Source organism: Geodermatophilus amargosae, assembly GCF_041028265.1.
Lineage (GTDB): Bacteria > Actinomycetota > Actinomycetes > Mycobacteriales > Geodermatophilaceae > Geodermatophilus > Geodermatophilus amargosae_A.
The window spans coordinates 356,859-380,418 of the sequence record NZ_JABGCW010000005.1; the positions used below are offsets into that span (position 1 = coordinate 356,859).

The window sequence follows — 23,560 nt, forward strand, 5'->3', positions numbered from 1 at the left end:
CGACGTGCGGCGTCAGCCGGTCGTCAGCACTCCCACGGCGACGGCGAGGGTGTAGAGCGCGACGAGTCCCAGCAGGCGGCGGCCGCCCAGCCACGGCTCCCACCAGGACGGCGGCGGGACCTCCCGCAGCGGCCCGGGCGGCTCGGCCACCCAGCGCGCGGCGGCCAGCGTCTGCCGCTGGTGCCACGAGCGCAGCACCGCGTAGCCGCCGACCACAGCGACGGCGGCCGGCACCGCGCCCGGCCGGTCCCAGTCGGCCTGCAGCAGCAGCACCAGCGGGAGCACCGGCACGAAGCGGCCGACCCAGTGCAGCCGGACCACCCGCCGGGCCGCGAGGTCGAGCCGCTCCCGCAGCCGCGGGCCGGGGTCGGTGTGCGTGTGCAGCGCGACGTGCAGCCGCGCGGTGTCGGCCGCGCGGCGCTCCAGCGCCGGCACCAGCGGCGCCAGCAGCGGAACGGCGGCGGTGAGCACGGCGACGGCGACGAGGACGGTCCACGCCAGGTCCCCGTGCAGGCCGGCGTACTCGCCGGTGAGCACCATCCGCGGCACGCCCAGCCCGAGCACCAGCGCCGGCAGCAGGAACGCCGACCGGCGGGCCCGCTGCTCGGCGTCGACGTCCGGCCGGACGGGGAGGGGGTGACCGACCGTCACCGGATCACCCGACGGCCACGTCGGGCGCCGGTGGCCGGGGGACGTCGCGGTACGCACGGTGACGGACGGTAGGCGGGAACAGGCGGACGGCGGGTCGGGGGCACCCGCCCAGGTGACGCCCGTCCGGCCGCCGGTCACCCGGCTCCGTGACGGACACCGTTCCCCGGGCCGGCGTTCCCGCCCAGCCTCCCCGCCCGTGCCGTGGCTCCCCGACGACTTCGCCCACCCGACCCGTGCCGACCTGCCCACCGGACAGCACCTGCGCCCGATCCGCGCGTCCGACACCGCCATCGACCACCCCGCCGTCATGGGCTCGCGCGAGCGGCTGTGGGGCGTCTACGGGGAGGCGTGGGGCTGGCCGCCGGCCACCATGACCGAGGAGCAGGACCGCGAGGACCTCGCCCGCCACGAGCGGGAGATCGAGGCGCACGAGAGCTTCGACCACGCGCTGCTCGACGAGGACGAGACCGAGCTGCTCGGCTGCGTGTACGTCGACCCGCCGGAGAAGGCCGGGGACGCCGACGCGGAGGTGTCCTGGTGGGTGGTGGACCGGCTGGTGGGCACCGACGTCGAGGCCGCGCTGGACGCCTTCGTGCCCCGCTGGCTGGCCGAGGACTGGCCGCTGCGCGCACCCCGCCACGTCGGCCGCGACCTCTCCTGGGCCGAGTGGAACGCCCTGCCCGAGCGGGATCGAGCCCTCCGTTCGGGCGAGATCTGCGCACTCGGGGCATCCAGCACCCCGACGGGCCCGAGTGCGCAGATCTCGCGGGGCACCGGCAGCTGTGTCACGGGTCGCCCACCCGGCCGGACCGGGGGTGATCACCCCGCACCTAGACTCGGACGCCGTGCACTCGGACGACGGGGCCCGGACCCCGATGATCGCCCCCAGCCTGCTCTCGGCGGACTTCGCCCGGCTGGCCGACGAGGTGGCCCGCGTCGCCGACGCCGACTGGCTGCACGTCGACGTCATGGACGCGCACTTCGTGCCCAACCTGACCCTGGGCCGGCCGGTGGTCGAGGCGATCCAGGCCGTCAGCCCGATCCCGCTGGACTGCCACCTGATGATCGAGGCGCCCGAGCGCTGGGCGCCCGGCTACGCCGAGGTCGGCGCCCGCAACGTCACCGTGCACGCCGAGGCCTGCACCGGCGACCCCCGCGACGTCGCCCGCGACATCCGCGCCGCCGGCGCCCTGGCCGGCCTGGCACTCAAGCCCGGCACGCCGCTGGAGCGCTACGAGGACGTCCTGCGCGACTTCGACACCCTGCTGGTCATGACCGTCGAGCCCGGCTTCGGGGGCCAGGCGTTCATGGCCGAGGTCCTGCCCAAGGTCCGCCGGGCCCGCGAGCTGGTCGCCGCCGGCCACCTGCGGCTGCTGGTCGAGGTCGACGGCGGCATCAACGCCGACACCATCGAGCAGGCCGCCGCGGCCGGCGCCGACGTCTTCGTGGCGGGCTCGGCGGTCTACGGCGCCGACGACCCCGCCCGCGCCATCGCCGCGCTGCGGGCCCAGGCGGCCGGAGCCGCGTGACCGTCACCCCGGTGGAGCTGGCCGCCATGGCCCGGGCCCGTGAGCTCGGTGCGGGCGTCCTCGGCACCACCAGCCCGAACCCCGCCGTCGGCGCGGTCGTCCTCGACGCCGGCGGCACGGTGGCGGGGGAGGGGGCCACCTCCCCGCCCGGCGGGCCGCACGCCGAGGTGCACGCGCTGCGCCGGGCCGGAGAGCGCGCCCGCGGCGGCACCGCCGTGGTCACCCTCGAGCCGTGCGCGCACACCGGCCGCACCGGCCCCTGCGCCGACGCGCTGCTGGCCGCGGGGGTCGCGCGGGTCGTCGTCGCGGTGCCCGAGCCCACCCGGCTCGCCGTCGGCGGTGCCGAGCGGTTGCGCGCATCGGGGGTCGACGTCGAGGTGGGCGTGGAGCAGGAGGCCGCCGAGGAGGGCGCGCTGGGCGCGTGGCTCACCGGCGTCCGCGAGCACCGGCCGTTCGTCGTCTGGAAGGTCGGCGCCACCCTCGACGGGCGGGTCGCGGCCGCCGACGGCACCAGCCGCTGGATCACCGGCCCGGTCGCCCGCGCGGCCGTGCACGCGCTGCGCGCCACCTGCGACGCCGTCGTCGTCGGCTCGGGCACCGCCCTGGCCGACGACCCACGGCTCACCGTCCGCGACGCCGACGGCCGCGACGCCGCCCGCCAGCCGCTGCGGGTGGTGCACGACCGGCGCGGCCGGCTGCCGGCCACCGCCCGCGTCCTCGACGGCGCGGCGCCCACCCACGTCAGCCGCGCCGAGGGCCCCGCCGAACTGCTCGCCGAGCTGTTCGAGCGTGACGTGCGCCGGGTGCTGCTCGAGGGCGGCCCGACGCTGGCCGCGGCGTTCCTGCGCGCCGGGCTGGTCGACGAGGCCGTCGTCCACCTCGCACCCGCACTCCTCGGCGCCGGTCCCTCCCTGGTGGGGGACCTGGGAATCAGCACGATCGGCGCGGCGCTGTCCCTGGAGCTACGGGAGGTCACCCCGCTGGGCGGGGACGTGCAGATCCGCCTGCGGCCCACCCGTCACACTGGGGACCGAGCGCACGCCGACGAGAGGGGCTGACGTGTTCACCGGCATCGTCGAGGAGGTCGGCTCCCTGGCCGCACGCGAGGACTCGGCCGATGCCGCCGTGCTGCGCATCCGCGCCCGCCGCGTGCTGGAGGACGTCTCCCTCGGTGACTCGATCTCGGTCAACGGCGTCTGCCTCACCGTCACCGGCGTCGAGCCCGGCGGCGACGGCGCCTCCGTGTGGTCCACCGACGTGATGGCCGAGACGCTGCGCCGCAGCAGCCTGGGCGCCCTCGCCGACGGTGACCCGGTCAACCTCGAGCGCGCGGTCGCCGCCGGCGGTCGTCTCGGGGGGCACGTCGTGCAGGGCCACGTCGACGGCGTCGGCACGGTCGCGAGCCGCACGCCGAGCGAGCACTGGGACGTCGTCCGGGTGGCCCTGCCGCCGCAGCTCGCGCGCTACGTCGTCGAGAAGGGCTCGATCACCGTCGACGGCGTCTCGCTCACGGTGAGCGCGCTGAGCGCTGCCGACGACCCCGAGCCCTGGTTCGAGGTCAGTCTCATCCCCGCCACCCTCCGCGAGACCACGCTGGGCCGCCGCGCCCCGGGGGACCCGGTCAACCTGGAGGTCGACGTGATCGCCAAGTACGTGGAACGCCTGCTGGGAGCACGCGCATGAGCGGCACCGTCCGCCTGGACTCCGTCGAGACCGCCATCGCCGCGGTCAAGAGCGGCCGGCCCGTCGTCGTCATCGACGACGAGGACCGCGAGAACGAGGGCGACCTGATCTTCGCCTCCGAGCTCGCGACGCCGGAGCTCGTGGCCTTCATGGTCCGCTACACCTCCGGCTACATCTGCGTCTCGGTCACCGAGGCCGACGCCGACCGGCTGGACCTGCCGCCGATGTTCCGGGTCAACCAGGACCGCCACGGCACCGCCTACACCGTCACCGTGGACGCCCGCGAGGGCATCTCGACGGGCATCTCGGCCGTCGACCGCGCGCACACGATCCGGCTGCTCGCCGGCGCCGACACGACCTCGGCCGACCTCTCCCGGCCCGGCCACATCGTGCCGCTGCGCGCCAAGGACGGCGGCGTGCTGCGCCGGCCCGGGCACACCGAGGCCGCCGTCGACCTCGCCGTCCTCGCCGGCCTGCGCCCCTCGGGCACGCTGTGCGAGCTGGTCAGCGAGAAGGACCCGACCGGCATGGCCCGCGCCGAGGAGCTGCGCGTCTTCGCCGACGAGCACGACCTCTGCCTGATCTCCATCGCCGACCTCATCGCCTACCGCAAGCGCTTCGACAAGCTGGTCGAGCGGGTCGCCGAGGCCACCGTGCCGCTGGCACCGGGCACCTTCACCGCGGTCGGCTATGCGAGCTCCTACGACGACCGCGAGCACGTGGCCTTCGTCTACGGCGAGATCGGCGACGGCGAGGACGTGCTGGTCCGCGTGCACTCCGAGTGCCTCACCGGCGACGTCTTCGGCTCGCTGCGCTGCGACTGCGGCCCGCAGCTGCAGGCCGCGCTGGCCGCCGTCGCCCACGAGGGCCGCGGCATCGTGCTCTACGTCCGCGGGCACGAGGGCCGGGGCATCGGCCTGCTGCACAAGCTGCAGGCCTACCAGCTCCAGGACGCCGGCGTGGACACCGTGGACGCCAACCTCGACCTCGGCCTGCCCGCCGACGCCCGCGACTACGGCACCGGCGCGCAGATCCTCGTCGACCTCGGCGTGCACACCATGCGGCTGCTGACCAACAACCCGGCCAAGCGCGCGGGCCTGGAGGGCTACGGGCTCAAGGTCACCGGCCGGGTGCCCCTGCCCAGCACCGTCACCGCCGAGAACCTCGCCTACCTGCGCACCAAGCGCGACCGGATGGGCCACCTGCTCGACATCATCGAGCCCGAGACCGAGTCCGGCCCGGCCGACGTCCCCGCCGGGGAGCCGGCCACCGTCCCCGGGACCGACGTCCCCCTGCGGCAGCAGGAGCAGCAGCTGTGAGCGGTCAGGGGCGCCCGGAGGCGGGTGCGGTCGACGCCGCCGGCCTGACGCTGGGCATCGTGGCCACCACCTGGCACGCCGAGATCACCGACGCGCTGCTCAGCCGCGCGGTCGAGGCCGCCCGCGCCAGCGGCATCCCGTCGCCGACGGTCGTGCGCGCGCCGGGCGCGGTGGAGCTGCCGGTGGTCGCGCAGGCGCTGGCCGAGCGGCACGACGCCGTCGTCGCCCTCGGTGTGGTCATCCGCGGCGGGACGCCGCACTTCGAGTACGTCTGCGACGCCGTCACCGCGGGCCTCACCCGGGTGGCGCTCGACGCCGGCAAGCCGGTGGGCAACGGCGTGCTGACCTGCGACACCGAGGAGCAGGCGCGTGCCCGGGCCGGCCTGCCCGGCTCGACGGAGGACAAGGGCTGGGAGGCCGCGGTCGCCGCGCTGGCCACCGCCCTCACCCTCCGCGGGCTGCGTCCTGCGCCGCGGGCCACCGGCTTCCAGGCCACCCCCGTCGTCGGGCAGGGCCTGGCGTGAAGACCTTCGACGCGCTGTTCGCCGAGCTCTCGGCCAAGGTCGCCGTGGGCGACCCCGGCTCGGGCACCGTGACCGCCGTCCGCGACGGCGTGCACGCCGCGGGCAAGAAGGTGGTCGAGGAGGCCGCCGAGTCGTGGATGGCCGCCGAGCACGAGGGGCCCGAGCGGACCGCCGAGGAGATCAGCCAGCTCCTCTACCGGGTGCAGGTCCTCATGCTCGCCCGCGGGCTGAGCCTCGACGACGTCTACACCCACCTCTGACGACGGCCCCCACGGCACGCTCCGCACACCGCGGGCCCCTGCGCGGGGGCCGTCCCACCCGCTCGACGAAGGAGACAGACAGTGCTGCGCATCGCCGTGCCCAACAAGGGCGTCCTCAGCGAGCCCGCGGCCGATATGCTCAGCGAGAGCGGCTACCGGCAGCGGCGCAGCACCAAGGACCTCGCGGTGTACGACCCCGAGAGCGACACCGAGTTCTTCTACCTGCGCCCGCGCGACATCGCCGTCTACGTCGCCGCCGGCACCCTCGACGTCGGCATCACCGGCCGCGACATGCTGCTGGAGACCGCACCGGCCGACGGCGAGGGCCCGGCCGCGGCCGAGGTCATGCCGCTGGGCTTCGGCCGCTCGTCCTTCCGCTTCGCCAGCCCCGTGGAGTCCGTCATCGACTCCGTCGACCAGCTGGCCGGCAAGCGGATCGCCACCGCCTACCCGGTGCTGCTGCAGCGGTACCTGGAGGAGTCCGGCATCAAGGCCGCCGTGGTCAAGCTCGACGGCGCGGTGGAGACCGCCTGCCGCCTCGGGGTGGCCGACGCGGTGTGCGACGTCGTCGAGACCGGGACGACGCTGCGCGCGGCGGGCCTGCGGATCATCGGGGAGCCGGTGCTCACCAGCGAGGCGGTGCTGGTCCGCCGGGAGGGCGCCGAGGAGATCCCCGCCGTCGCCCAGCTGCGGCGCCGGCTGCGCGGGGTCCTCGTGGCCCGGCAGTACGTGATGCTCGACTACGACTGCCCCAACGAGCTGCTCCCGCGGGCCACCGCGCTGACCCCCGGCCTGGAGGGGCCGACGGTCAGCCCGCTGCAGACCGAGGGCTGGTCGGCGGTGCGCGCGATGGTGCGGCAGAACGACACCAACCGGGTCATGGACGAGCTCTGGGAGCTCGGCGCCCGCGCGATCCTCGTCACGAGCATCCACGCCTGCCGCATCTGAGGACCCGGGCGCGGTCCTCAGGCCGGCTTCGTGGCGACGCCGTCGAGCCGGAGGGTGCCGGACCCGTCGCGGTGCGAGCCGGTGCCGCCCACGTGCCCCGCGCTGATCGTCGCGCCGTTCCTCGGCACGTGGACGAGGGCCATGGCGTGCCGCCGGCCGACCCCGTGGTCGTCGGCCATCCAGGACACGACGACCCCGGCCTTCGTGCCCGGGGCGTCGAGGCCGCGCTCGTGCGCCTGCGCGAGGAGCTCGCGCGGGGTGTGCCCGGTCCTCCCCTCGAGCGCGTCGAGGTGGGCCGGAAGGACATCGCGGACTCCTGGAGTCGAGGGGGGTCGCAGGGGAGACGCCCGCCGGCGCGGGAACTCGTCGACCACACGACAGCGGCCCCCTCCCCGGGTGGGGAGGGGGCCGCCGGCGTGTGCCGGTGCGGTCAGCGCCGGGTGGTGCGGTCCACCAGGTCGATCGCGGTGCACAGGCCCAGCGCCATGGCCCGGCCGCTGGTGGAGCCGGTGGCCAGCAGGCACTCGATGGCCGGGCCGAGCGGGCGCTCCCCGACCAGGCCCTGCAGCACGGCGGCGTACTCACCGCTGACCCGGCCGGCCGCGGCGTGCCGCAGCAGCGCCCGGGACAGCTCGGTGGTGCGGCCGGCGGCCAGCGAGTAGACGCCCGCGGCGAACCGCTCGGCGGCCGGGTGCCGCAGCAGCACCAGCCCGGCCATCGTGCCGGCCATGACGTCGTCGCCGGCGGGGGTGAGGCCGGGGCCGAGGCCGATCAGCCGGGCGGCGGTGCGCAGCGCGGCGTCGAGGTCGGCCCGGCGGACGGCGCCGCGCAGCGCGGCCAGCGGGCCACCCGGGCCGGCCGGCAGGCCGGGGAGGGTGAACGCGCTGTGCGGGACGCCCTCGCCGTAGAGCGTGGTGCGCAGCTGGCGCACGCCCTCGGGCAGCAGCGCCGGGTGCGGGCTGGGCAGCCGGGGCTGCGGGTCCCACCAGGCCGCGGCCCGCACGACCAGGTCGCCGACGACGATCCGGCCGCCACCGACCTGCGCGGGCGCGCCGCTGGGCAGCGCGACCAGGGGGCGGCCGTTGCTCGGCCGGAAGAGCACGCAGCCCAGCGGCAGGCGGGCGGCGTCGCTGGTGAGGACGCCGACGACGTCGCTGCCGCGCTCGGTGGAGACCTGCAGGTACACGGCGGCCGGCCCGCTCATGAGCACCCGGGCCGGGCGCACCGGGCCACGCAGCAGGTCGGCGATGCCGGTGCTGGCGGAGGACGGCACGGCGGACGGGGTGCGGACCGGCGACGCGGTCCGCACCGTCTCCTGCGCCGACGCGCGGGGCAGGGGGATCGTGGGGACGCCGGCACGGGCGGCCCGTCCGGGGCCGGCGGTCGTGGGACCGGTGGTCGTGTGGTCGATGGTGCGCATCTGAGCTGCCCTTCCCCGTCGGACGGCGGGAGCGACCCTCCACTCGGCTCCAGCCGAGCCGGATCGTCCTCCGGAGGGGGCGGCACACCGTCTCCGGTGAGCGCCTACCATCCAGCGGACGGGCCGACTGGCTCGAAGCTAGGCGGCGAGTCGCACGTCCTCGTATGGCGAATGTGGCCAAGAATGGGTGTGCCCGTCCAGGCACACCTGCCAGGTTGCTGCAACTCGACATGGACACTGGCCGACGAGGAGAGTGTGTCGTGACCCACAGTGAGGCATCGATGACCTCGGGGTCCTACCCGACCGCACCCTTCCAGCTGCCCCGGGGGTGGCAGGACCCTCCCCGGACCGCGCCGGCCCGAGACGACCGCACCGAGTGGCGTGACCGGGTGGGCCTGCGGGTCGACGAGGCCCTGCGGCTGTCCCGCCTGGCCGGGGCCGAGGTCGTCGCCGGCCGCGCGGGCGCGGACCGCACCGTACGGCACATGGTGGTCGACGACCCGTCGGCACCGCTCGCCGCCGCGGGACCCGACGTCCTCGTCGTCCTCGGGGCCCGCCTGCCCCCCGCCGACCCCGCCGCGTGCCGGGCCCTGGTGGAGCGGCTGGTGCAGGTCGGCGCCGCCGCACTGGCCTTCCGCCGCACCGAGGGCCCGCCGCCGGTGCCCGCGGAGCTGCTGGCCGAGGCCGAGCGGCACGCCTTCCCGGTGGTGGCGCTGCCGGCCGGCGTCCGCATGGACGAGGCGGTCTCGGAGGTCCTCGGCGCCGTCGTGCGCAAGCAGAGCGAGGCGCTGGCCCTCTCGGCCCGCATGCACGACCAGTTCATCGACGTCGCGCTCAGCGGGGGCGGCCTGCCCGAGGTGACCGAGCAGCTGGCCACCTACCTCGAGGGCGCCGCCGTCCTCGGGCTGGGCTCCGACCGCGAGATCACCACCAGTGCCGGCCCTGCCGACGACGTCGCCGAGATCAGCGACTGGCTGTGGCTGCTCGACGCCGAGGCCGAGGACGAGCTGGCGATGATGGCGCCGTCGAACCGGCTCTCGGGCGTGCGCGCCGACCAGACCGTGGTCACCCCGGCCGACGTCCTCGCCGACGCCGACCTCTCGCCGGCCGACGGCATCCTGCTCGTGCCCGGCCACCACGAGCTGCCCGGCGGGGTGGGGGAGTACGCGGTCGCGCCGATCATGGCCGGCGACCAGCGGCACGGCTGGCTGGTCGCGGTGCACCGGACGGGGCAGATGGTGGTCGGTGCCGGCGGTGTCCTCGAGCGGGCCGCCGTCATCTCGGCGCTGTCGGTCATCCGCCAGCAGGCGGTGCACTCCGTCGAGCTGCGCTTCCAGGGCGACCTCGTGCGGCGGCTGGTCGGTGGCTCGCTGCGGCACACCGAGCGCGCGCTGGCGCAGACCCGCTCGTTCGGCTGGCGGCTCGACGGCCCCGTCGTCGTCCTGGTGACCGCCACCGAGACCGCTGCCGACCCGCAGGCCGACCCGACCCGCGCCCTCGACGTCCTCGACCGGCTGGCCGACGGCTGGCGGGCGGCCCTGGAGACCGAGGTGACCGGCGCGGCCGTCGCGGGGCTGTCCACCGAGATCGTCACCGTGCTGCCGCTGGACGGGCGGACGCCGGAGGAGGTCACCTCCCTGGTCACCGCGGTCACCTCCCGGGTCAACGCGCGGGTGCGCCGGGTCGGCCGCGTGCTCGGGACCGGCATCGGCCGCCCCGCCGAGTCGATCTCGGCGCTGGGGGAGGCGCACCAGCAGGCGCAGCGGGCGCTCGGCGTCGGCCAGGAGATCCACGGGACCGCGGCGGTCACCCACTTCGACCAGCTCGGGGTCTTCCGGCTGCTGTCGCTCATCCCCGACAGCACCGAGCTGCGCTCCTACGTCGACGAGGTGCTCGGCACGCTGGCCGACGCCGCCGACCCCGACTCCGCCGACCTGCGCGAGACCCTGCGGGTGCTGCTGGAGACCAACCTCAACGTCGCGGAGTCCGCCCGCCGGCTGCACTTCCACTACAACACGATGCGGTACCGCATCGGCAAGCTCGAGCGGCTGCTCGGGCCCTTCACCACCGACCCCACGCTGCGGCTGAACCTGCTGCTGGCCCTGCACGCGGCCCGCATGCGGGGGCTGGACCAGCCGCACCGCCCGCCCGTCGACTCGGGGCTGCTCCCGCCGGACGACGGCTACGACGCGCTCGTCTGAGGGCGGGTGAGCTCCTCGCTGGCCTCCCACAGCTCGCGGGCGCGGGCGGGATCGCGGCTGGCGGGGGAGGACGGCGCCTCGGCGCCGCGCTCGAGGTAGCGCCCGCTGGTGCCGGGCGGGCCGGTGACGGCGGCGGCGAGCACGGCCGCCGCGCGCTCCGGCGTCGACGCGAACGGGAGCCGGGCCAGCAGCGGCGCCAGGCCGCTGTAGACCGCGCGCGCCGGGGCCGGGTAGCTCCGGTGCAGCTCGGTGCCGGGCACCAGGCCGGGGTCGAGCACGGCGACGTCGACCTCCGGGTGCCGGCGGGCCAGCTCGGCGCCGAAGAGGACGTTGGCCAGCTTGGACGTGGCGTAGGCGCGCTGCCCGGACTCCCGCCGGGGGCGGGCCAGCTCACGCGGGTCGGCCCAGCGCGGCGCGGGGAAGGGGCCGGACTTCCGCCAGGTGCCCCAGTGGGTGCCGCTGCTGACCACGACGACGCGGGCGCCCGGGGCCAGGTGCGGCAGGAGCTCGACGGTGAGCACGAAGTGCGCGAGGTGGTTGACCGCGAAGGTCAGCTCGTACCCGTCGGCGCTCGCCCGGTCGGCGACGGGCAACTGCACGCCGGCGTTGAGCACCAGCGCGTCCAGGGGGGCCCGGGTGGCGGCGACGGAGGCGGCGGCCGCCCGGACGGAGTCCAGCGAGGCCAGGTCCACCTCGACGACGGCCGCGGCCGCCCCGAGCTCCGCGGCCACCTGCGCGCCGCGGCCGGGGTCGCGGGCGCCCGCCAGCACCCGCCAGTCCCCGGTGGCGGCCAGCAGCCCGACGGCGGCCCGCCCGAGTCCCGACGTCGCCCCGGTGACCAGTGCCGTGCGCCTGCCGTCCATCGCGTCTCCCGCGTCCTCGCCGGGTACTTCCGGGACGTCGTCCCGATGTGGGACTCTGTGTCAGAACTGGACGTCGTGTCAACAGGAGGACCGGTGGAGGAGACAGCCGCACAGCGGCGTCGCCGTCGGCTGCGCGCCGAGGTGACCCGCCGCGCCGTCGCCCTGTTCGCCGAGCATGGCTACGCGGGCACGAGCACCGAACAGGTCGCCGCGGCGGCCGACGTCTCGCGCAGCACGCTGTTCCGGCTGTTCGCCGACAAGGAGGACCTGCTCTTCGGCCTCGAGGACGACCTGCTCGCCTCGGCCCGGGCCGCCGTGGCCGGGGCGCCGGCCGGCCTGCCGCCGTGGGCGGCGCTGCGCTCGGCCGCCGTCGCCATCGCCGGGCAGGTCGCCCCGCTGCGCGACGTGCTGCTCACCCGGGAGCGCGTGGTGGCCGGCGTGCCGGCGCTGCGGTCGCGGGCGGCGGCCAAGCTGCGCCGCTGGGAGGCGGCGTTCGCCGAGGGGCTGGTCGCCGGGCGCGGCGTCCCCGAGCAGGACGGGCTGCTGCTCGCCAAGCTCGTCGTCGCCTGCTTCGAGGTGGCCCAGGCCGACTGGCTGGCCGGCGGGCCCGGCGACCTGCCGGACCTGCTGACGGCGGCGCTCGACCGCCTGCCCGGCCTGCTCGAGGCCTGACCGGCGGACCGCGGGCGTCCCGGGGAGGATCGCCGCGTGACCGCACCGGTGGACGAGCTCGTCGCCCGCATGCAGGAGCTGCTCGACGACGTGACCGCCGCCGGCGACCCGGCCCGCCACTTCCTGGGCACCTACCTGCGCACGACGCGGGCCGTGAACGCCGCCATCGACGCCGGCCGGTTCGAGGACCCGGACTGGGTGACCGCGTGGGACGTCGACTTCGCCGGCCTCTACCTCGACGCCCTCGACGCCCACCGCCGCGACCCCGCCACCCCGCCGGCGCCCTGGCGCGCCGCCTTCCGCACCGACCCGGCGGCCCGGCCGGAGGCGCACGTGCTGCTCGGGATGAACGCGCACATCAACTACGACCTGCCGCAGTCACTGGTACGGGTCATCGGCCCGGCCGACTTCGCCGACCCGCCGCTGCTGGACTCCCGCCGCCGCGACCACGAGGCGATCGACGAGGTGCTCGCCGCGCGCGTGCCCGCCGAGGACCGGGAGCTGCAGGCGGCCGGGAGCCCGCGCACGCCGCTGGACCGGCTCACGGGAGGGCTCAACCGGGCGGCGACCCGGGTGCTGCTGCGCGAGTCGCGGCGGCGGGTGTGGGCCAACACGACGCTCCTGCACCGGGCCCGGCTGCGCGGGCCGGAGGAGCTCGCCCGCCGGACGGCGCAGCTCGAGGCGGCGGCCGCCGCGCGGGTGGCCGACCTGCAGCGCGGCGGGCCGGTGCTGCTGCGACTGGCCGTCCGCGGCTTCGGCGTCAGCCTGCCGCCGGACTGAGTCCCGTGCTGCCGGATGCCGCGGGTGGGCGCAGGCTGTCCGGGGTGCCGCACGCAGGCGGCCCGGGAGGAGGACCGCATGACCGACGCCGGCCGACCACTGTCCGGGAAGGTCGCCCTGGTCACCGGGGCGTCGTCGGGGATCGGCGAGGCCACCGCCGTCGCGCTCGCCCAGGCCGGGGCCGCCGTCGCGATCGGCGCCCGCCGCGCCGACCGGCTGTCCGCGCTGGCCGCGAAGCTGGAGGGTGAGGGGACCCGCGTGCTGCCCCTCGACCTGGACGTGACCGACGAGGCGTCCTGCCGCGACGCCGTCGCCCGCACGCGTGCCGAGCTCGGCGGCCTCGACGTCCTGGTCAACAACGCCGGGGTGATGCTGCTCGGCACGATCGTCGGCGCCGACGTCGAGGACTGGCGCCGGATGCTGTCGACCAACGTGCTCGGCCTCATGTACATGACCCACGCCGCGATCGACGGCATGGTCGAGCAGGGCTCGGGCGACGTCGTCAACGTCTCCAGCGTCGCCGGACGCACCGCGCGCAAGGGTGCCGGCGTCTACAACGCGAGCAAGTGGGCGGTGAACGCCTTCAGCGAGTCGCTGCGCCAGGAGGTGACGGCCAGGGGCGTGCGGATCTCGCTGGTCGAGCCGGGCGCGGTGGCCACCGAGCTGACCGACCACATCACCCAGCCCGACGCGAAGGCCGCCTCCCAGCGGATGTACACCGAGATGACGCCGCTGCAGGCCGACGACGTCGCCCGGGCGGTCCTCTACGTCGTCAGCCAGCCCGCGCACGTGGCGGTCAACGAGGTGCTGGTCCGCCCCACCGCCCAGGAGCGCTGAGGCACAGGAAGCTCTCCGCACGTCCTGGTCGCGAGGACGTGCGGAGAGCTTCCTGTGCCCCGCTAGTCGGAGAAGACCTCGATGGAGGCGCCCATCTCGACCAGGCGCTCGTAGAGGTGCTCGTAGCCGCGGGCGATGATGTCGACGTTGCGCAGCACCGACGTGCCGCGCGAGGCGAGCATCGCCAGCAGGATGCAGACGGCCGGGCGCAGCGCCGGCGGGCACACGACCTCCGCGCTGCGCCAGCGGGTCGGGCCGGTGACGAGCACCCGGTGCGGGTCCATGAGCCGGACGTCGGCGCCCAGGCGGGTCAGGTCCGACAGGTGGATCGCGCGGTTGTCGTAGACCCAGTCGTGGATGAGCGTCGAGCCGGTGGCCGAGGCGGCGATCACCGCGAAGAACGGCAGGTTGTCGATGTTGAGCCCCGGGAACGGCATCGGGTGGATCTTGTCGATCGGGGCCTTGAGCTGCGACGGGGAGATGGTGACGTCGGCCAGCCGGGTGTGGCCGTTGTCGGCGAGGTACTCCGGCGAGAGCTCGTAGCGCAGCCCCATCTCGGCCAGCACCGCCAGCTCGATCTCCAGGAACTCCACCGGCGCGCGGCGCACGGTCAGCTCGGAGTCGGTGACGATGCCCGCGGTCAGCAGGCTCATCGCCTCGACCGGGTCCTCGCTGATCGTGTAGTCGACGTCGGCGTCGAGCACCGCGCGGCCGGTCACCGTGAGCGTCGTCGTCCCGAGGCCCTCGACGCCGACGCCGAGCAGCTGCAGGTACAGGCACAGGTCCTGGACCATGTAGTTGGAGCTGGCGTTGCGGATGACGGTGGTGCCCTCGGCGCGGGCGGCGGCCAGCAGCGCGTTCTCGGTCACCGTGTCGCCGCGCTCGGTCAGCACGATGGTCCGCCGCGCGGTGGCCGCGGGGGCGACGGAGGCGTGGTACTCGCCGGCGTGCGCCTCGATGTCCAGGCCGAACGGGCGCAGCGCGATCATGTGCGGCTCCACCGTGCGGGTGCCGAGGTCGCAGCCGCCGGCGTAGGGCAGCCGGAACGCCTGCGCCCGGTGCAGCAGCGGGCCCAGGAACATGATGATGCTGCGGGTGCGCCGGGCGGCGTCGGCGTCGATGCCGGCCAGGTCGAGCTCGTCGGGCACCTGCAGGGTCAGGTCGCGGCCGCCGGCGTCCCAGGTGGCCGCGACGCCGATCGAGCGCAGCACGTCGAGGATGCGGTCCACCTCGACGATGCGGGCCACGTTGCGCAGCGTCGTCCGGCCGCGGTTGAGCAGCGAGGCGCACAGCAGGGCGACGGCGGCGTTCTTCGACGACTTCACCGTCACGCTGCCGCGCAGCGGCGTGCCCCCGGTGACCCGCAGGTGGGTGGGGCCGGCCGGGCCGACGCTGATCAGCTCGCTCTCCAGCGCTTCGGACAGCCGCCCGAGCAGTTCGAGGGTGAGGTTCTGCCCGCCCTGCTCGATCCGGGCGATCGCGCTCTGGCTGGTGCCCAGCCGCTCGGCGAGCTGCTGCTGGGTCAGCCCGCGGTGCCGCCGGGCGTCGCGCACCAGCAGCCCGATGCGCCGGGTGGCACTGGCCGCGGGGAGCGAGCCGGTCGCGGGGAGGGAGGTGGTCTCGGCCGGGAGGTCGGTCGCCGTCACGAGAGGAGACGGTATCTCGCAGATGAGATACGGATGCCGCGGCACGCCGGTGGAACGGGAAGGACCGGTCCGGCCAGACTGCACCCATGGACGTCGTGGTCACCGGAGGAAGCGGTCCGCTCGGCCGGGTCCTGGTCCCGTCGCTGCAGGCGGCCGGGCACCAGGTGCGGCAGATGTCACGTCGGGGAGCGGGGCCGGGCGGCGTGCGCGGTGACCTGGCCACCGGCCTCGACCTGGCGACGGCGGTCCGCGGTGCCGAGGTGGTCGTGCACGCGGCCAGCGACCCGCGTGGGAACCCGTGGGAGGTCGACGTCGCCGGCACCCGGCGGCTGGTGCAGGCGCTGGACCGCGACCGGCTGCAGCACCTGGTCTACGTCTCGATCGTCGGTGTGGACCGCGTGCCCTGGAACTACTACCGGGCCAAGTACGCCGCCGAGCAGGTGCTGCTGGCCTCCGGGCTGCCGGTGAGCCTGGTGCGGATCACCCAGTTCCACCACTTCGTCGACGAGATGATGGCGACCGCCCGCCGCGGGCCGGTGCTGATCGTGCCGATGGGCTGGAGCGCCGCACCGGTGGACGTCACGGAGGCGGCGGGGTTCCTCACCGAGGTCGCCGCGGGGCCGGCCACCTCCGGCGTCGTCGAGTTCGGCGGCCCCGAGGACCTCGCCGCGGCCGACATCGCCCGCGCCTGGGCCGCCGCCCGCGAGCCGGGCACGCGCGTGGTGGCCACCCCGCTGCCGGGCAGGCTGTCCGCGGCGTTCCGCGAGGGCGGCGTGCTGCCCGGACCGCGGGCCGCCCGCGGCCGGCGCACCTACGCCGAGCACCTGAGGGCCTGACCGACCGCAGCGGCCCTGCCGTTCTGCGCAAGGCGAGCGCCAGGTCCGGAAAGCGCCGGTCCCGGGCCCCGGGGGCGACCTAGGGTCCGGTCCGTGCCCGCCCGTCCGACCTCCGCGCCGGTCCTCGCCGCCGTCGTCGTCACCGTCGTCGCCTGGGCTTCGGCCTTCATCGCCATCCGGGCGGTCGGCGCCGACCTCTCACCCGGCGCGCTGGCGCTCGGCCGGCTGCTGGTCGGGACGGCGGTGCTCGTGCTGCTGTCGCTGGGTCGCGGCTGGGTGGCACCGACACGCGGCGAGTGGGGCCTGCTGGCCGTCTGCGGGATCGGCTGGTTCGCCGTCTACAACGTGGCGCTCAACGCCGCCGAGCAGCACCTGGACGCCGGGACGACGGCGATGCTGGTGAACATCGGCCCGATCCTCATCGCCGTCCTGGCCGGGGTGTGGCTGGGCGAGGGCTTCCCCCGCCGGCTGGTGGCCGGGCTGGCCGTCGCGTTCGCCGGGGTGCTGCTCATCGGGCTGGCCGGGCGGGGGAGCGGCGGTGACCTGCTCGGGGTGCTGCTGTGCCTGGTCGCCGCCGTGACCTACGCGGTCGGCGTGGTGGCGCAGAAGCCGGTCCTGCGCCGGCTGCCGCCCCTGCAGGTGACCGCGACCGCCTGCGCGATCGGCGCCGGGTGCTGCCTGCCGTGGGCCGGGGCGCTGGCGTCGGACCTGGCTACGGCGCCCGCGTCGTCGGTGCTCGGGATGGTCTACCTCGGCGTCGTGCCGACGGCGCTGGCGTTCAGCACCTGGGCCTACGCGCTGGCGCGCACCGAGGCCGGCCGGCTCGGCGTCACCACCTACCTGGTGCCGCCGCTGGTGGTGCTGCTGTCGTGGCTGCTGCTCGACGAGGTGCCGGCGCCGCTCGCCGTGGTGGGCGGGGTGGTCTGCCTGGCCGGGGTGGCGGTCTCGCGGCGGCGGAGCCCGTCTTCTCCTCGGCCCTCTGCAGGGCCCCGCCGCGAGCCTGCGAGTGGTGGGGGGCAGGGGGTGCTTCGTCCGAGGTAGGCGCGGGGGTCCACGGCCGGCGGCTCGCCCGGCACGATCCGCCGGCCGGTGACCGACGTCGGGATCAGCCGCGGCCACCGCCCGTGCCCGCCGGGCGCCCAGGGCGTCACCCCGGTCGCCTCGGTCCGCGCCACGAGGGCGGCGCGGTGCTCGGGCCCGATCTCCTGGCCGGCCAGCAGCCGGTGGCACTCGTCGACGGGGATCTCCTGCATCGTGGGCGCGGTCTCGTCGGCGGTCACGATCCCCTGGTGGCCGTGCCCGGGAACGGCCGCGACCGGTTCAGCGCTCGCGGCGGCGCGGCCCGGCCCACGGGTCGTCGGGGTCCAGGTCGTCGTCGTGCAGGTCGTCGTCGTGGAGGTGGTCGTCGTGGAGGTGGTCGGCCGTGGTCGCCGGTGCCGGCGCCGTGCGGCGGGCGGCGGCCTGCAGCGCGTCGTCCCGCTCGGCGGCGCGCCGGGCCCGCGCGAGCCGTTCCCGCTCGCGCTCCTGGACCTTGAGCTGGCGCCGCGTCGGGCGGCTGGTGTCCGGCTCGGCGCGGGTGCGGCCGAGCCACCACAGCGACGGGCCGGCCAGCGCCATCGCGACCGGCAGCACGTAGGCCGCCGCGCGCTCGGTGCCGCCCTCGCCGAGGAACCCCACCACCCCGGCGCCGTAGAAGACCGTCATCGCGGTGCCGAACAGGCCCAGCAGGGCCAGCGTGGTGCCCAGCGCCTCCGACCAGGGCCGCACGGCATAGGCCAGCGCCATCACGCCGAGCCCGCTGCCGACCAGGTAGAGGGCGGCGCCGGCGGTGTGCAGGGCCGGCGAGGTCAGCCGCGGGAAGACGCCGACCAGCAGCACCCCGAGCGCGGCGACGCCCAGCAGCGCCACCGCGGGCCGCGCCGCGCGCCCGCGCAGGGCCGGTAGCAGCGCCACCGCCCCTGCGCCGATCAGGCCGGCCTGCACCACGAACGACGCGTTCATCAGCGAGGAGGCCGGCTGGACGGCGTCACCGAGCGCGCTGATGACGTCGGCCGACCGCGAGTACGGCAGTACCGACCGCACCTGGGCGATCGTCTCGACGACGAAGAACTGCAGGGTCAGCAGCCAGGCGACCGCTCCCCAGGGGATCCACTTGCTCGGCACGCCACCCATGGTCCCAGCCGGTCAGGCGAGGGAGCCGAGGACGGCGGCGTACTGGGCGGGGGTGAGGTAGGAGGGGTTGCTGCCGGCGGGCATGCGCAGCACCTCGGCGTCGCGGGCGACCGGGTCGGCCAGCAGGTCACCGCGCGGCACGGGGGCGGCGAGCAGTGTGAGCCGCACGGGGACGGCCGGGCCACCGGGGTCCTCGCCGACCTCCCCGGCCAGCTCCCCGACGGCGTGCACACCGGGCCGGTCGGCGCCGCTGAGCCACAGCAGGCACGGCGCGCCGGGGCGCATCAGCCCCAGCCGGTAGGAGGGGCGCAGGCACCGGGAGAACGTAGCGGCCTGACCGGCCCGCCACCCGGGCACCACGACCTCCGGTGGCCGCGCGGTCTTGACCACCCAGCAGGCGACGTCGGCGGGCTGGAGGCGGGGCACGAGGTCATCCCAGCAGCCCGGCACGATGGGCGCGTGCCGCCCTCGTCCGATCCCGACGAGGGGCCGCTGCCCCGCGGGCACCGGGCGGGGGAGCCGGCCCTGCGCCGCGCGTCGGTCGCGGTCCTCCTCGCCGGCCTCGCGGTGTTCGCCGTCCTCTACGCGCCCCAGACGCTGCTGCCGGAGCTGACCCGCGCCTTCGGCGTCTCGCCGGCGGCCGCGACGCTGTCGGTCTCCGCGGCGACGGCGGGGCTGGCCCTCGGCCTGCTGGTGCTCGGCCCGCTGTCGGACCGGATCGGCCGCACCTCGGTGCTGCGGGCCGCGCTTGCCGTCTCGAGCGGCCTGGCGGTGCTGACGGCGGCGGCACCGGCGTGGGAGGTGCTGCTCGGGCTGCGCGGCCTGCAGGGGTTCGCGCTGGCCGGGCTGCCGGCCGTCGGCGTGGCCTACCTGCGGGAGGAGCTCGACACGTCGGTGAGCTCGCGGGCGATCGGGCTGTTCGTCGGCGGGACGGCGATCGGTGGGCTCAGCGGCCGTCTGGTGGCCGGCGTGCTGGCCGACCTCGGCGGCTGGCGGACCGCGCTGGGCGGCATCGCCGGGCTGGCGGTCGCCTGCACGGTCGCGGTGTGGGTGCTCCTGCCGGCGCCGCGCCGCTTCGTGCCGGTACCGCGGCAGACGCCGGTGCTGCGGCAGCTCGCGCGCGGCCTCGGGGACCCGGTGCTGCTCGGGCTGTACGGGCTGGCGGCGCTGCTCATGGGCGGGTTCGTGGCGGTCTACAACGCGGGCACCTTCCGGCTGGAGGCGCAGCCCTACGGCCTGTCGCCCGCGCTGGCCGGGCTGGTCTTCCTGACCTACCTGCTCGGGTCGGCGGCCGCGCCGCTCGCCGGGAGCCTCGCCGAGCGGGCCGGACGGCGCGTGGTCGTCCCCGTAGGACTGGCGCTCACAGCGGCCGGGCTGGCGCTGACGCTGGCCGCGCCGCTGGCGCTGTTCGTCGCGGGCCTGGCGGTGCTGACCGTCGGGTTCTTCGCCGCGCACGGTGTGGCCAGCGGCTGGGTCGCCGCGCGCGCCGCCACGGGGGACCGACCGGTCGGGCAGGCCGCCTCGCTGTACTCGTTCTGGTACTACGTCGGGTCCTCGGTGGGCGGCACGCTGGCCGGCCGGGCCTGGGCGGCCGCCGGGTGGCCGGGCGCGGTGGCGGTGGCGGGCACCGGCATCGGCGGCGCGCTCCTCCTGGCCCTGCTGCTGGGCCGCAGCGCGGGTCCCGGCCGCGGCTGAGGGCGGGCGCCGGTCGGCACCCGCCCCCGGGCGGTCAGTCGGTGGCGGCGTGGGGCTCCGCGCCGGCCGGGTCGGCGTCGTCGGAGCCGACGGCCTGCCGCTCCTGCTCGGTGCGGTGCTGCAAGGCCTCGTCGCTGGGCCGGGGGTCGGCCTTGCCGTGCGCCTGGCGGTCGCGCGGCGCCGACTCCTCGGTGTCCATGACGTCGTCGAGGGTCGGGCGGTCGGGTGGGGTGGTCATCGCGGTACCTCCGCTGCGTCGTCGATCGTTCTCGACGGGAGGCCATAGCCGCCGGGCGGTCGCGGAAACACCTCAGCGCTGTTCGAGGGACCCCGCCGGGAACCAGGCCTCGACGAGGACCGCGCCGTGCGGACCGGGGACCGCGTAGGCCACCCGGCCCTGCCACCCGCCGGAGTGCTGACGCCACTCCACCAGCAGCCCGGGGACGGTGCCGTCCGCGCCCGGCGGGGCGTGCACCCAGCAGTGGCGGCCCGCGGCGGTCGTGCGCGGAGCGGGACGCGGCGGATCCGGCGCGGGAGGCGGCGCGACGCCGGAGTCGGCGGCGCGCTCCCCGAGCGAGGGTCGCGACCTGCCCCCGTGCATCCCGCCTGCCACCCGGGCAGTCTGGCACGCCTCTCGAACACCCGTTCGATCAACCGGCGGTCGGGTGCCCGCGGCGGGTCGGCGGCGTGTCGACAGATCGACACGCCGTCCGTCCTGTGATGTGGGTAACAGTCCGAGCGTACGGTGACCTCGTCGTCACTTCGTGTTGTTGGAGTGTGCACCGAGCGTCCTTAGCCTCGCTCACGTCCCCGCACCTGCCTGAAGGGTCACCCGTGCTCTCGTCAACCGGTTCCCGGCGCCTGCTCGCGCGCCGCGCCGTCCTCGGTGCGGCCGCCGTGTCGGCCGCCGTCGTGGGTCTCCCGGCGACCGCGTCCGCTGCTCCGCCCACCACGCCCTTCATCTCCGAGATCCACTACGACGACGCAGGCACCGACTCCGGTGAGTTCGTCGAGGTCACCTTCCCCGCCGGCACGACCTCGGCCGGCTGGCGGATCGCGCTGTACAACGGCGGCACCAGCGGCGCCAACAGGGGAGCCGCCGCCCAGTACGACCTGGGCGCGCTACCGGCCGTCACGGGTCCGGCTGCGGCGGTGGTCGACTACCCCGTGGACGGGTTCCAGAACGGGCCGTACGACGGACTCGCCCTCGTCGACCCGACCGGCAGCGTCGTCGAGTTCCTCTCCTACGAGGGTGTCATCACAGCGGCGCCCGGCACCGCAGCCGCCGGGATGACCAGCACCGACATCGGGATCTCGGAGGCCGGCACGGAGACGCCCGGCAGGTCGCTGTCGCGGACCTCCACCTCGGCCACCGACACCAGTGGGTCCTGGGCGCTCGGCGACAACAGCAAGGGTGTCGTCAACGGCGGTGGCACCACGACGCCCCCGCTGCCGACCACCGACGCCTGCGACACCACCCCGACGCACGAGATCGGCGCCGTCCAGGGCAGTGGCACCGCCACCCCGCTCGCGGGCGAGACGGTCACCGTGCGCGGTGTCGTCGTCGGCGACGTACCGGGCCTGTCCGGCTTCCACCTGCAGGATCCCGACGGTGACGGCGATGCCTCCACCTCCGACGGCGTGTTCGTGTTCAGCCCGGTCGCGGTCGAGCTCGGTGACACCGTCGCTGTCACCGGCCAGGCGCAGGAGTTCGGCGGCCAGACGCAGATCAGCTCGCCCGCCGCGGCTGCCGTCTGCGCCGAGGGCACCGCCGCGGACCTGCCGGCCGCCGCGCCGCTGGACCTCCCGGCGGGCGACGCCGAGCGCGAGCGGCTCGAGGGCATGCACGTGCAGCCGGTCGACACGCTCACGGTCAGCGAGGTCTTCGACCTGACCAGCTTCGGCGAGCTGACCCTCTCCGCGGGCGGCGTCCTCGTGCAGCCGACGGAGCTCGCGCGCCCCGGCGCCGAGGCGCAGGCCATCGCCGCCGCGAACGCGCAGCGCAGCATCGTCCTCGACGACGGCCTCAGCGCGCGGGTCACCACCACGACCCGCCCGTACCTCTCGCCGGGCACGCCGGTCCGGGTCGGCGACGGGCTGACCTTCACCGAGCCGCTGGTCCTCGGCTACGGCTTCACCGCCTGGCGCCTGCAGCCGGCCGACGGGACCGCCCAGGGTGTCCTCGCGCAGCAGGACACCCGCCCGCAGACGCCCGGCGAGGTCGGTGGCGACGTGCAGATCGGCGCCTTCAACGTGCTGAACTACTTCCTCACCCTCAGCGGCCCGAACGCCCGCGGGGCCACGAGTGCGCGGGAGTTCGAGCAGCAGGCGGGCAAGATCGTCCCGGCCGTCAACGCCCTCGACGCCGACGTCGTCACGCTCATGGAGATCGAGGACACCGACTCCACCGGCCACAGCCCGGGCAACGCCGACGCCGCGCTGGCCGACCTCGTGGGCCGGCTGAACGCCGCCGCCGGCTACCAGAAGTGGGCCCACGTCCCGCTGCCCGAGGAGCTCTACGAGGTCGACCGGGACGTGATCCGCAGCGCGATCATCTACCAGGTCGGGGTCGTGCAGCCGGTCGGCGACCCGGTGGGCCTGGTCGACGAGGAGGTCTGGGACAACGCCCGCGAGCCGCAGGCCCAGACGTTCAGCACGGACGGCGACCTGTTCACCGTCGTGGCGAACCACTTCAAGTCCAAGGGCTCGGGCGAGAACGCGACCGGCGACAACGCCGACGCCGGCGACGGGCAGGGTGCCTGGAACGGCGACCGCATCCGGCAGGCCGAGTCGCTCGCCGCCTTCGTCGGGGAGCTGCGGGAACGCGATCCCGACGTCGTCTCCCTGGGTGACTACAACGCCTACACCCGGGAGGACCCGATCGTGGCCCTCGAGGAGGCCGGCCTGGCCGACCTGGGCTCGCGGTGGGACGCGGAGCGGTACAGCTACGTCTTCGACGCGCTGTCCGGCTCGCTCGACCACGCCCTGGCCACCGCGTCGCTGACCGCGAAGGTGACCGGTGCGGTGCACTGGAACATCAACTCGGTCGAGTCGTTCGCCTACCAGTACTCGGGTGACGAGGCGCTCTACGCGGCGACCCCGTACCGCTCCAGCGACCACGACCCGCTGCTGGTCGGGATCGACCTCGACGAGCGCTGCAACGGGCTGGCGCCGACCCTCCGCGGCACCGCGGGCGACGACGTGCTGCGCGGGACCAACGGCGTCGACGTGATCATGGGCCTGAGTGGCGACGACACGATCACCGGGGGCAACGGCGACGACGTCATCTGCGGTGGCGCCGGCAACGACCGGCTGACGGGTGAGAACGGCGACGACCGGCTGCTCGGCGGCTTCGGCGACGACACCCTCACCGGTGGCAACGGCGAGGACACGCTGGTCGGCGGCCCGGGCACCGACGTCCTGGACCAGGGGCGCGGCGCCGGCAGCAGCGAGCAGGGCGGTCGCGAGTCCTGATCGGCAGTTGGATACTCGTCCGGCGCGGCACCCCGAGCGGGTGCCGCGCC

At 76.0% G+C, this 23,560-nt stretch carries 25 protein-coding genes; 15 read left to right on the top strand and 10 right to left on the bottom strand.

The window, feature by feature from the left end:
• Nucleotides 1-12: 12 nt before the first annotated feature.
• On the bottom strand, nt 13-651 hold the full coding sequence (locus tag HLV61_RS09370) for a hypothetical protein (RefSeq protein ID WP_369254595.1): 639 nt from the start codon (nt 649-651) through the stop codon (nt 13-15).
• A 336-nt stretch (nt 652-987) separates the two neighbouring features.
• Nucleotides 988-1,215 carry a hypothetical protein gene (locus tag HLV61_RS09375; RefSeq protein WP_369254597.1) on the bottom strand — a complete coding sequence of 76 codons (228 nt, stop codon included), beginning with the start codon at nt 1,213-1,215 and terminating at the stop codon, nt 988-990.
• 281 nt (nt 1,216-1,496) lie between these two features.
• Between HLV61_RS09375 and rpe the strand changes: the two genes are divergently transcribed.
• The 7 genes from rpe to hisG all read left to right on the top strand — a co-directional run bounded on the left by rpe (nt 1,497) and on the right by hisG (nt 6,914).
• Entirely contained in the window at nt 1,497-2,180 is a 684-nt protein-coding gene (gene rpe / locus HLV61_RS09380) for a ribulose-phosphate 3-epimerase (RefSeq protein WP_369254599.1), read from the top strand.
• On the top strand, nt 2,177-3,238 hold the full coding sequence (ribD, locus tag HLV61_RS09385) for a bifunctional diaminohydroxyphosphoribosylaminopyrimidine deaminase/5-amino-6-(5-phosphoribosylamino)uracil reductase RibD (RefSeq protein ID WP_369254601.1): 1,062 nt from the start codon (nt 2,177-2,179) through the stop codon (nt 3,236-3,238). Before rpe ends, ribD begins: the two co-directional genes overlap by 4 nt.
• A gap of 1 nt (nt 3,239) precedes the next feature.
• Entirely contained in the window at nt 3,240-3,863 is a 624-nt protein-coding gene (locus HLV61_RS09390; protein ID WP_369254603.1) for a riboflavin synthase, read from the top strand.
• On the top strand, nt 3,860-5,182 hold the full coding sequence (locus HLV61_RS09395; protein ID WP_369254605.1) for a bifunctional 3,4-dihydroxy-2-butanone-4-phosphate synthase/GTP cyclohydrolase II: 1,323 nt from the start codon (nt 3,860-3,862) through the stop codon (nt 5,180-5,182). Before HLV61_RS09390 ends, HLV61_RS09395 begins: the two co-directional genes overlap by 4 nt.
• Entirely contained in the window at nt 5,179-5,706 is a 528-nt protein-coding gene (gene ribH / locus HLV61_RS09400) for a 6,7-dimethyl-8-ribityllumazine synthase (RefSeq protein ID WP_369254607.1), read from the top strand. Before HLV61_RS09395 ends, ribH begins: the two co-directional genes overlap by 4 nt.
• On the top strand, nt 5,703-5,966 hold the full coding sequence (locus HLV61_RS09405; protein ID WP_369254609.1) for a phosphoribosyl-ATP diphosphatase: 264 nt from the start codon (nt 5,703-5,705) through the stop codon (nt 5,964-5,966). Before ribH ends, HLV61_RS09405 begins: the two co-directional genes overlap by 4 nt.
• Before the next feature lie 81 nt (nt 5,967-6,047).
• A complete protein-coding gene (hisG, locus tag HLV61_RS09410; RefSeq protein ID WP_369254611.1) occupies nt 6,048-6,914 on the top strand; it encodes an ATP phosphoribosyltransferase in 867 nt (288 codons plus the stop codon).
• Between the two features lie 17 nt (nt 6,915-6,931).
• Here hisG and HLV61_RS09415 read toward each other — a convergent pair whose 3' ends face one another.
• The gene (locus tag HLV61_RS09415; RefSeq protein ID WP_369254613.1) at nt 6,932-7,438 is read right to left on the bottom strand and encodes a DUF4287 domain-containing protein; all 507 of its coding nucleotides are present in this window, start codon (nt 7,436-7,438) and stop codon (nt 6,932-6,934) included.
• On the bottom strand, nt 7,345-8,334 hold the full coding sequence (locus HLV61_RS09420; protein ID WP_369254615.1) for a DUF2877 domain-containing protein: 990 nt from the start codon (nt 8,332-8,334) through the stop codon (nt 7,345-7,347). The genes HLV61_RS09415 and HLV61_RS09420 overlap by 94 nt, the downstream gene beginning before the upstream one ends.
• Nucleotides 8,335-8,723: 389 nt before the next feature.
• On the opposite strand from HLV61_RS09420, the gene HLV61_RS09425 reads away from it, so the two are divergent.
• Complete coding sequence (locus HLV61_RS09425; RefSeq protein WP_369254617.1) at nt 8,724-10,535, top strand: PucR family transcriptional regulator; 1,812 nt, start codon at nt 8,724-8,726, stop codon at nt 10,533-10,535.
• Here HLV61_RS09425 and HLV61_RS09430 read toward each other — a convergent pair.
• Nucleotides 10,517-11,398: an SDR family NAD(P)-dependent oxidoreductase gene (locus HLV61_RS09430; protein ID WP_369254619.1), complete on the bottom strand. Its 882-nt coding sequence runs from the start codon at nt 11,396-11,398 to the stop codon at nt 10,517-10,519. The two genes, HLV61_RS09425 and HLV61_RS09430, sit on opposite strands and share 19 nt — an antisense overlap.
• A 93-nt stretch (nt 11,399-11,491) precedes the next feature.
• On the opposite strand from HLV61_RS09430, the gene HLV61_RS09435 reads away from it, so the two are divergent.
• The 3 genes from HLV61_RS09435 to HLV61_RS09445 all read left to right on the top strand — a co-directional run bounded on the left by HLV61_RS09435 (nt 11,492) and on the right by HLV61_RS09445 (nt 13,687).
• Nucleotides 11,492-12,070, top strand: coding sequence for a TetR/AcrR family transcriptional regulator (locus HLV61_RS09435; protein ID WP_369254621.1), 579 nt, complete (start codon nt 11,492-11,494; stop codon nt 12,068-12,070).
• 36 nt (nt 12,071-12,106) lie between these two features.
• Nucleotides 12,107-12,850, top strand: a complete 744-nt coding sequence (locus HLV61_RS09440; RefSeq protein ID WP_369254623.1) for a DUF5995 family protein — start codon at nt 12,107-12,109, stop codon at nt 12,848-12,850.
• A 78-nt stretch (nt 12,851-12,928) separates the two neighbouring features.
• Nucleotides 12,929-13,687 carry an SDR family NAD(P)-dependent oxidoreductase gene (locus tag HLV61_RS09445; RefSeq protein ID WP_369254625.1) on the top strand — a complete coding sequence of 253 codons (759 nt, stop codon included), beginning with the start codon at nt 12,929-12,931 and terminating at the stop codon, nt 13,685-13,687.
• A gap of 62 nt (nt 13,688-13,749) precedes the next feature.
• On the opposite strand, the gene HLV61_RS09450 is transcribed toward HLV61_RS09445, so the two are convergent.
• Complete coding sequence (locus tag HLV61_RS09450) at nt 13,750-15,333, bottom strand: helix-turn-helix domain-containing protein (RefSeq protein ID WP_369254627.1); 1,584 nt, start codon at nt 15,331-15,333, stop codon at nt 13,750-13,752.
• 86 nt (nt 15,334-15,419) lie between these two features.
• On the opposite strand from HLV61_RS09450, the gene HLV61_RS09455 reads away from it, so the two are divergent.
• Both HLV61_RS09455 and HLV61_RS09460 read left to right on the top strand, forming a co-directional pair.
• Nucleotides 15,420-16,169 carry an SDR family oxidoreductase gene (locus tag HLV61_RS09455; protein WP_369254629.1) on the top strand — a complete coding sequence of 250 codons (750 nt, stop codon included), beginning with the start codon at nt 15,420-15,422 and terminating at the stop codon, nt 16,167-16,169.
• Nucleotides 16,170-16,262: 93 nt separating this feature from the next.
• A complete protein-coding gene (locus HLV61_RS09460; RefSeq protein ID WP_369254631.1) occupies nt 16,263-17,210 on the top strand; it encodes a DMT family transporter in 948 nt (315 codons plus the stop codon).
• A gap of 279 nt (nt 17,211-17,489) precedes the next feature.
• On the opposite strand, the gene HLV61_RS09465 is transcribed toward HLV61_RS09460, so the two are convergent.
• Together HLV61_RS09465 and HLV61_RS09470 are read right to left on the bottom strand one after the other, a co-directional pair.
• Nucleotides 17,490-18,332, bottom strand: coding sequence for a DUF998 domain-containing protein (locus HLV61_RS09465; RefSeq protein WP_369254633.1), 843 nt, complete (start codon nt 18,330-18,332; stop codon nt 17,490-17,492).
• Nucleotides 18,333-18,353: 21 nt separating this feature from the next.
• On the bottom strand, nt 18,354-18,767 hold the full coding sequence (locus HLV61_RS09470) for a hypothetical protein (protein ID WP_369254635.1): 414 nt from the start codon (nt 18,765-18,767) through the stop codon (nt 18,354-18,356).
• Nucleotides 18,768-18,800: 33 nt separating this feature from the next.
• On the opposite strand from HLV61_RS09470, the gene HLV61_RS09475 reads away from it, so the two are divergent.
• Entirely contained in the window at nt 18,801-20,036 is a 1,236-nt protein-coding gene (locus HLV61_RS09475) for an MFS transporter (RefSeq protein ID WP_369254637.1), read from the top strand.
• Between the two features lie 34 nt (nt 20,037-20,070).
• On the opposite strand, the gene HLV61_RS09480 is transcribed toward HLV61_RS09475, so the two are convergent.
• The gene (locus HLV61_RS09480) at nt 20,071-20,274 is read right to left on the bottom strand and encodes a hypothetical protein (protein ID WP_369254639.1); all 204 of its coding nucleotides are present in this window, start codon (nt 20,272-20,274) and stop codon (nt 20,071-20,073) included.
• A 72-nt stretch (nt 20,275-20,346) separates the two neighbouring features.
• Nucleotides 20,347-20,511 carry a hypothetical protein gene (locus HLV61_RS09485; protein ID WP_369254641.1) on the bottom strand — a complete coding sequence of 55 codons (165 nt, stop codon included), beginning with the start codon at nt 20,509-20,511 and terminating at the stop codon, nt 20,347-20,349.
• Between the two features lie 359 nt (nt 20,512-20,870).
• Here HLV61_RS09485 and HLV61_RS09490 point away from each other — a divergent pair, with 359 nt between their 5' ends.
• Nucleotides 20,871-23,510, top strand: a complete 2,640-nt coding sequence (locus HLV61_RS09490; protein WP_369254643.1) for an ExeM/NucH family extracellular endonuclease — start codon at nt 20,871-20,873, stop codon at nt 23,508-23,510.
• Nucleotides 23,511-23,560 lie beyond the last annotated feature (50 nt).

What these genes read in the sequence shown, in the direction of transcription:
- HLV61_RS09430 (WP_369254619.1), bottom strand. Translation starts at nt 11,398, where the DNA reads ATGGACGGCAGGCGCACGGCACTGGTCACCGGGGCGACGTCGGGACTC.
- HLV61_RS09445 (WP_369254625.1), top strand. Translation starts at nt 12,929, where the DNA reads ATGACCGACGCCGGCCGACCACTGTCCGGGAAGGTCGCCCTGGTCACC.
- HLV61_RS09395 (WP_369254605.1), top strand. Translation starts at nt 3,860, where the DNA reads ATGAGCGGCACCGTCCGCCTGGACTCCGTCGAGACCGCCATCGCCGCG.
- HLV61_RS09420 (WP_369254615.1), bottom strand. Translation starts at nt 8,334, where the DNA reads ATGCGCACCATCGACCACACGACCACCGGTCCCACGACCGCCGGCCCC.
- HLV61_RS09480 (WP_369254639.1), bottom strand. Translation starts at nt 20,274, where the DNA reads ATGACCACCCCACCCGACCGCCCGACCCTCGACGACGTCATGGACACC.
- HLV61_RS09455 (WP_369254629.1), top strand. Translation starts at nt 15,420, where the DNA reads ATGGACGTCGTGGTCACCGGAGGAAGCGGTCCGCTCGGCCGGGTCCTG.